Source organism: Pseudomonas sp. PB103 (genome assembly GCF_009764635.1).
In the GTDB taxonomy this organism is placed as follows: Bacteria; Pseudomonadota; Gammaproteobacteria; order Pseudomonadales; family Pseudomonadaceae; genus Aquipseudomonas.
The window spans coordinates 1-7,185 of the sequence record NZ_RWIL01000031.1; the positions used below are offsets into that span (position 1 = coordinate 1).

Consider the following 7,185-nt stretch of genomic DNA (forward strand, 5'->3'; position numbering starts at 1 on the left):
GGCTGCGATCTTTTGATTTTGGTTTTCAAGATCAAAAGATCGCAGCCTGCGGCAGCTCCTACAGGGGAAACCATCAGATTTCGATCAGGGCGCCCAGTTCGCGTTCCAGTTCGGCTTCGTCAGCCAGGTTCAGCTCGATCAACCGCCGCAAGCGCTGGATCGACTCCAGACTGATATGCCGGCAGACAAACCCCAACTGGCCATTCTCTTCATGGGCCAAGTGCACATCCATCTCGATATCGACGTCATCGCTCAGATGAATGTCGACGAAGAAATCCTTCTCGGCATCCCCCAACCAAGGCTCCGGCCGCTCGATCAGCAATCCTTTGAGCGACAGGTCGATCAGCTTGACCGGCCAGATGTACTCGCCCTGACTCAGCTCGGTTCTGGCATCGAACGCAATACGTTTGAAGCGACGACGGTTGGCTGGGTGCTCGCTCATGGCGCAATCCTCATGAAGGTTCGCTGACTATAGACCGCGAATGCGGGCGCCAGCCAATCGCTAAAGCGTCTAGACCAACGTCGGGGTATGGCCTTTGGCGCCGTAAGCGCTAAACTCGGGGTGGCTGTCTTTCTTGTCCACCCTGGCTGGAATAATAAAATGAAAAATAATAATAGCCTGCTACGCCACTTACCCTGGCTAGTGCTGGCAATCGTAGGAGCGTGCGCCCTGGGCGTAGTGGCATTGCGCCGCGGCGAGGCGATCAACGCCTTGTGGATCGTGGTCGCCGCTGTGGCCATTTATCTGGTTGCGTACCGTTACTACAGTCTGTTCATCGCTAACAATGTGATGCAACTGGACCCGCGTCGGGCAACCCCCGCCGTGCTCAACAACGACGGTCTGGACTTCGTGCCGACCAACAAACACATTCTTTTCGGTCACCACTTCGCAGCTATCGCTGGTGCGGGGCCATTGGTCGGCCCGGTGTTGGCGGCGCAGATGGGTTATCTGCCCGGCACGCTGTGGCTGATTGCCGGCGTGGTGCTGGCGGGTGCGGTGCAAGACTTCATGGTGCTGTTCATGTCGACCCGTCGCAACGGCCGCTCCCTGGGCGACATGGTGCGTGAAGAAATGGGCCGTATTCCCGGCACCATCGCGCTGTTTGGCTGCTTCCTGATCATGATCATCATCCTCGCGGTGCTGGCGCTGATCGTGGTGAAAGCGCTGGCCGAGAGCCCGTGGGGCATCTTCACCGTGATGGCGACCATCCCGATCGCGATGTTCATGGGCATTTACATGCGCTACATCCGCCCGGGCCGTATCGGCGAAATCTCCGTGGTCGGCGTGTTGCTGCTGCTCGGTTCGATCTGGCTGGGTGGGCAGATTGCCGCTGATCCGGTGTGGGCCAAGGCGTTCACCTTCACTGGCGTGCAGATTACCTGGATGCTGGTCGGTTACGGTTTCGTCGCGGCATCGCTGCCGGTGTGGCTGATTCTGGCGCCGCGCGATTACCTCTCCACGTTCCTCAAAATCGGCACCATCGTCGCGCTGGCGATCGGCATTCTGGTGACCATGCCCGAGCTGAAAATGCCCGCGCTGACCCAGTTCGTCGACGGCACCGGCCCGGTGTGGAAGGGCGGTCTGTTCCCGTTCCTGTTCATCACCATCGCCTGCGGTGCGGTTTCCGGTTTCCACGCGCTGATTTCTTCGGGCACCACGCCGAAGCTGCTGGATAACGAAACCAACGCCCGTTACATCGGTTACGGCGGCATGCTGATGGAATCGTTCGTGGCGATCATGGCCATGGTTGCTGCGTCGGTGATCGAGCCTGGCGTGTACTTCGCCATGAACAGCCCGGCTGCCGTGGTCGGCAGTGATGTCGCATCGGTTGCGCAAGTGGTCTCCAGCTGGGGTTTTGCGATCACGCCGGAAGCGCTGCAAGCCGTGGCGCATGACATTGGTGAAACCACCATCCTCGCCCGTGCCGGTGGTGCGCCGACCCTGGCGGTCGGTATCGCGCAGATCCTGCACAGTGTCCTGCCGGGTGAAAACACCATGGCGTTCTGGTACCACTTCGCGATCCTGTTCGAAGCGCTGTTCATTCTGACCGCAGTCGACGCCGGTACCCGTGCCGGACGTTTCATGCTGCAGGATCTGCTCGGCTCCTTCGTGCCGGCGCTGAAGCGCACTGAATCGTGGACCGCCAACCTGATCGCCACCGCCGGTTGTGTGGCGATGTGGGGCTGGTTGCTGTATCAGGGCGTGGTCGATCCACTGGGGGGCATCAACACCTTGTGGCCACTGTTCGGTATTTCCAACCAGATGCTGGCGGGTATCGCGCTGATGCTTGGCACTGTGGTTCTGATCAAAATGAAGCGCCAGCGCTACATTTGGGTCACCCTGCTGCCAGCCACCTGGCTGTTGATCTGCACCACAACGGCGGGCTTCATCAAACTGTTCGATGCCAACCCGGCGATCGGCTTCCTGTCGCTGGCGAAGAAATACAGCGATGCGCTGGCCAACGGTCAGGTGCTGGCACCGGCAAAAAGCGTCGAGCAGATGCAGCACGTGATCTTCAACGCCTACACCAACGCAACGCTCACCGCGCTGTTCCTGTTCGTGGTCTTCAGCATCCTGTTCTATGCGCTCAAAGTCGGCATCGCCGCCTGGGGCAAAAAAGAGCGTACGGATAAAGAATCGCCATTCCAGGCCCTGCCGGATGCGTAACCAGAGGATTGCAGCATGTTCAATGACCTGAGTCGCCTCGGTAAATACCTCGGTCAGGCTGCGCGCCTGATGGTCGGCATGCCCGACTACGACACCTACGTCGAGCATATGCAAACCAAACACCCGGACAAACCGGTGATGAGCTACGAGATGTTCTTCCGCGAACGTCAGGAAGCCCGTTACGGTGGCAAGGGTGGGCCGAAGTGCTGTTGAGGCACATGAGGGTTCAGGCAACACAAGCACTGTAGGAGCACAGCTTGCTGGCGAAGGCGATCTTGACGACGCCTTCGCTGGCAAGCCAGGCTCCTACAGTTTTTTTGCGTGAGGGAGATTTAATTTGTCAGCCCCAATCCCGGTCACGGTACTCAGCGGTTTCCTCGGTGCCGGCAAGACCACCTTGCTGCGCCACATTTTGAAAGCCGAGCACGGCCTGAAAATCGCCGTGATCGAAAACGAATTCAGCGACGCCGGCATCGACACTCAATTGCTCGGCGACGAACCCGTGCAAGTCATGACCCTGGCCAACGGCTGTGTCTGCTGCACCATTCACACCGACCTGACCAAAGCCCTGTACCTGCTGCTCGAACGGCTGGACAGCGGCGAAATCGCCTTTGATCGTCTGGTCATCGAGTGCACGGGTCTGGCCGATCCGGCACCGGTGGCGCAGACTTTTTTCATCGACGAAGAACTGCGCGAGCGTTACCTGCTCGACGGCATCATCACCCTGGTCGATGCCGCGCACGCGGATGTGCATCTGAGCCAGACCATCGCCCAGGCGCAGATCGGTTTTGCCGACCGCTTGCTGGTGAGCAAGACTGATCTGGTCGACGAGGCCACGTTCACCGCTCTGAGCGAACGGCTGGCGCGGATCAACCGCCGCGCGCCGATTCGAGTGGTTGATCACGGCAACATCGATCTGGCTGAACTGCTTGATGTCCGTGGCTTCAATCTCAACGCCGATCTGGGGGGCGGCTTGAGCCTGCGCCCAGTGAGCAAGGCGCCGTCGATTGACCGCATTTCCAGTCTGGTGCTGCGCACGGATCAGCCGCTGGATATCGATCAGCTCAGTGAATTCATGAATGAACTGCTGGAAGAGCACGGCAAACAATTGCTGCGCTACAAAGGTGTGCTGAGCATTGCCGGCGAAGATCGCCGCCTGGTGTTTCAGGGCGTGTTGAAGCTTTATGGCTTCGACTGGGACACCGAATGGGCCGAGGGAGAGGCGCGGGAAAGTGTGATCGTGTTTATTGCCGATGAGTTGCCGGAAGAGAAAATTCGGGCGGGGTTTGCCAAGGTAGCTTCTGCCTGATGGTTCTTCGGTGTCAGGGCTGACGCCATCGCGGGCAAGCCCGCTCTCACAGGGTTATTTGTCGTTCACAGATTGTGTGGACATCAATAAACCTGTGGGAGCGGGCTTGCCCGCGATGGCGATTTAACCGACAACACAATGCTTGACGGTCGACTCCAGCAGCGTCTGCTCAAGATGATCCAGATGCTGATTCATCAACATGCCGGCCTTGGAAACATCGCCTCGCTCCACCGCCTCAACCAGCGCCAAATGCTCCTGCCATGCGCAACAGCTATGCGTCTGGCACTCACTTCGCGCAATCGCCAGCGACGTCAGCGGCACAAGACTGCCAAGAAAATGCGCCAACGGTGCATTCCCCGCCATCTGCGCCAAGGTCAGATGAAACTCCCCGGACAAGCGAATCGCTGCCCCGCGCCGATCTTGCTCAACCGCTTGACGCTCGCGCTCGATCAACCCGCGCAAGCGTTTCAACGCGTCGGCCTGCGGACGTTGGCAGGCCAGCCGCACCAACGTGCTTTCGGCCAGCCGCCGCGCATGCAGCGTTTGCCGTGTTTGTTCGCGATCAGGCGCCGCCACGCGCGGGCGGTGATTGGCCCGCAGCACCACGACTTGCTCATGCGACAACTGTGTCAGCACCCGGCGCACATCCGCACGACTGGCGCTGAACATCTCCTTCAGACTGTCCTCGGTGAAACGGCTGTCCGGATCAATGCGCTGTTCGAGAATTGCATCGAACAGTCGCGGATAAAGATCCTCTACCGGCGCACACAGCCGAGAGAAGGGCAGGGGCGTGGCAGTTGGCTGAGCGTGCGAGGTTGAAGCGAAACTGTTCATGGCCTGTCTCCAATAGGAATCAGTGACTCAGGTTGTCATCCGGAATATTCAGCTCGATGCCCATCCGCTGACCTTCGCGCAAAATATGCCGGCGCATTTCGGCGCTGGCCTGGGCGCTGTTCTTGCTGCGGATCGCCCGCACCACGGCTTCGTTTTCCTCTAACCGTTCAGCGAGGTGCTCCGGCGAGTTGCGCAGCACTTCGGCGCTTTGCTTGAGGGCGTTGCTGGTCTGCTGCACGACGCTCTGGAAGATCGGGTTCGAGGTCAGGGTGAACAGCTCTTCATGGAAAGCGATGTAGGCGCTGACCCCGGCTTCGCTGTCGCCGGCTTCAAGGGCTTCGCGCATGTCCATCAGGGTCAGGCGCAACTGCCCGACTTCCTTGCTGCTGATCGACTGCGCCACCAGACCGACGATGAACGGTTCCAGGGTGTAGCGCAGTTGCAGGACATCTTCGAGACTGGCCCCGGCGACTGCGCTGTCGTGGCTTTGGCTGTCGCTCAATTGCGCGTCGAGCACGACCACGCCCTTGCCCGGCATCGAACGCACCAGGCCAAGGGTTTCCAGGACGATCACCGCCTCGCGCAGGCTCGGACGGCTGATGCCCAGTTGTTCGGCCAGTTCGCGCTGGCCCGGCAGCATGTCGCCGGAGCGCCATTGGCCACGGGCGAGGGCGGCGCGGAGTTTTTCTACGACTGAGTTGACGACAGTTGATGTGGTGATCACGGGTCTTGCTCCATTTGCCTGTGAGGAAGTGCCGCAAACTCGAGATCAAAAGATCGCAGCCTGCGGCAGCTCCTACAGGGTTAAATCAGAACTCCTGCTGGTGCGCGGGAGTTGCTGGTTTACGCGGCTGAAAGGTGTAGCCCTGCTGACCGCTGAGTACTTTGTTGGCGCGTTGTACGTCGATGTCTTTTTCCCAACGGGCGATGGCGACGGTGGCGACGCAGTTGCCGATGAGGTTGGTCAATGCCCGACCGATGCCCATGAACCAGTCCACGGCCAGCACCAATACCAGACCCACTACCGGGATCGCCGGAATGGCGGTCAGCGTCGCCGCGAGGATCACCAGTGCCGAGCCGGGAATACCGTGAGCACCTTTGGAGGTGATCAGCGACACCAGCAGAATCGTCAGTAGATCGGTCATGGCCAGTGGCGTGCCGGTGGCGTTGGCGATGAAGACGATGGCCAGGGTCAGGTAGATCGAAAAACCATCGAGGTTGAACGAATAACCGGTGGGGATTACCAGGCCGACGGTCGAGCTGCCGATGCCGAGGTGTTCGAGTTTGCGCATGATCTGTGGCAACACCGCATCGGAAGATGCCGTGCCCATGACGATCAGCAGTTCTTCACGCAGGTACTTGAGCAGCGGCCACATACGCAGGCCGGAGGCGCGCATCACCAGACCGAGAATCACGCTGACGAACGCCATGCAGGTCAGGTAGAACAAACCGACCAGACTGCCCAGGTGTTGCAGGGAATCGAGGCCATATTTGCTGGTGGTGAAGGCGATGGCGCCGAATACGCCGATCGGCGCCAGACGCACGATCATGCCCATGATGCGGAAAATCACATGGCTCAGTTCGTTGATCAGTCGGGAGATCCCGGAGGCCGCTTCGCCGACCAGATTCAACGCGCTGCCGAACAGCACCGAGAACAGCAGCACTTGCAGGATGTTGTTGTCGGCGAACGCGCCGAGCACCGAGGTCGGGATCAGGTCCATCAAGAATTGCGTGGTGGTGTGCATGTGCTGGCCACGCTGGGCGATGTCGCCCATGTCGGCCGCAGACAGTTGCTCCAGATGGATATTCGCGCCGCTGCCGATGCCGGTGCTGAAGGCGAACACCAGGCCGATCACCAGGGCGATGGTGGTCAGCACTTCAAAGTAGATGACTGACTTGAGGCCGATGCGCCCGACCTTCTTCAGATCGCCAGCGCCGCTGATACCGCTGACCACCACGCAGAACACGATGAGGCCGATGAGCATCTTGATCAGTTTGATGAAACCGTCGCCGAGCGGTTTGAGCTGGGCCGAGTATTCAGGAAGGGTCAGCCCGCAGACGATGCCGAGCACCAGTCCGAGAACCACTTGAAGGAAGATTGAACGCGAGCACCATCTGAGCATGGGAGGAATCCTGGTCGGTGTCCTGGCTGCCGTGCGCGTGGCGCATCAGATTCAGGACTTAATTATTGTGGTCTTACCGGTATGTCCAGTGCAGGCGCAGTCTACGCTCGGTTTTTTCAGGATGACAAGTGAAAACAGCGAAATTGGCATGACCGGTCTGACCAGTGGCACCAACCAAATGTAGGAGCTGCCGAAGGCTGCGATCTTTTGATCTTGTTTTTATAATCAAGATCAAAAGATCGCAGCCTTCG

Annotated in this window: 7 protein-coding genes; 3 read left to right on the forward strand and 4 right to left on the reverse strand. The window is 59.4% G+C overall.

What is annotated here, in order from left to right; all coding sequences use genetic code 11:
- Window positions 1-73: 73 nt before the first annotated feature.
- Window positions 74-442, reverse strand: coding sequence for a PilZ domain-containing protein (locus tag EJA70_RS05710; protein WP_008078590.1), 369 nt, complete (start codon window positions 440-442; stop codon window positions 74-76).
- A 159-nt stretch (window positions 443-601) separates the two neighbouring features.
- On the opposite strand from EJA70_RS05710, the gene EJA70_RS05715 reads away from it, so the two are divergent.
- The 3 genes from EJA70_RS05715 to yjiA all read left to right on the forward strand — a co-directional run bounded on the left by EJA70_RS05715 (window position 602) and on the right by yjiA (window position 3,977).
- The gene (locus EJA70_RS05715) at window positions 602-2,668 is read left to right on the forward strand and encodes a carbon starvation CstA family protein (RefSeq protein WP_008078589.1); all 2,067 of its coding nucleotides are present in this window, start codon (window positions 602-604) and stop codon (window positions 2,666-2,668) included.
- Between the two features lie 15 nt (window positions 2,669-2,683).
- Window positions 2,684-2,881: a YbdD/YjiX family protein gene (locus EJA70_RS05720; RefSeq protein WP_003228401.1), complete on the forward strand. Its 198-nt coding sequence runs from the start codon at window positions 2,684-2,686 to the stop codon at window positions 2,879-2,881.
- A 124-nt stretch (window positions 2,882-3,005) separates the two neighbouring features.
- Window positions 3,006-3,977, forward strand: coding sequence for a GTPase (gene yjiA, locus EJA70_RS05725; protein ID WP_158830104.1), 972 nt, complete (start codon window positions 3,006-3,008; stop codon window positions 3,975-3,977).
- 123 nt (window positions 3,978-4,100) lie between these two features.
- Here the strand turns inward: yjiA and EJA70_RS05730 are convergent, their stop codons facing one another.
- The 3 genes from EJA70_RS05730 to EJA70_RS05740 all read right to left on the reverse strand — a co-directional run bounded on the left by EJA70_RS05730 (window position 4,101) and on the right by EJA70_RS05740 (window position 6,934).
- On the reverse strand, window positions 4,101-4,811 hold the full coding sequence (locus EJA70_RS05730; RefSeq protein ID WP_158830105.1) for a GntR family transcriptional regulator: 711 nt from the start codon (window positions 4,809-4,811) through the stop codon (window positions 4,101-4,103).
- A gap of 19 nt (window positions 4,812-4,830) precedes the next feature.
- Entirely contained in the window at window positions 4,831-5,535 is a 705-nt protein-coding gene (locus tag EJA70_RS05735; protein WP_008078581.1) for a FadR/GntR family transcriptional regulator, read from the reverse strand.
- An 85-nt stretch (window positions 5,536-5,620) separates the two neighbouring features.
- On the reverse strand, window positions 5,621-6,934 hold the full coding sequence (locus tag EJA70_RS05740) for a C4-dicarboxylate transporter DctA (protein ID WP_008078580.1): 1,314 nt from the start codon (window positions 6,932-6,934) through the stop codon (window positions 5,621-5,623).
- Window positions 6,935-7,185 lie beyond the last annotated feature (251 nt).

Bases quoted from the DNA above. Each gene is read 5' to 3' on its own strand.
- EJA70_RS05710 (WP_008078590.1), bottom strand. From the start codon at position 442: ATGAGCGAGCACCCAGCCAACCGTCGTCGCTTCAAACGTATTGCGTTC.
- EJA70_RS05715 (WP_008078589.1), top strand. From the start codon at position 602: ATGAAAAATAATAATAGCCTGCTACGCCACTTACCCTGGCTAGTGCTG.
- EJA70_RS05720 (WP_003228401.1), top strand. From the start codon at position 2,684: ATGTTCAATGACCTGAGTCGCCTCGGTAAATACCTCGGTCAGGCTGCG.
- EJA70_RS05740 (WP_008078580.1), bottom strand. From the start codon at position 6,934: ATGCTCAGATGGTGCTCGCGTTCAATCTTCCTTCAAGTGGTTCTCGGA.
- EJA70_RS05730 (WP_158830105.1), bottom strand. From the start codon at position 4,811: ATGAACAGTTTCGCTTCAACCTCGCACGCTCAGCCAACTGCCACGCCC.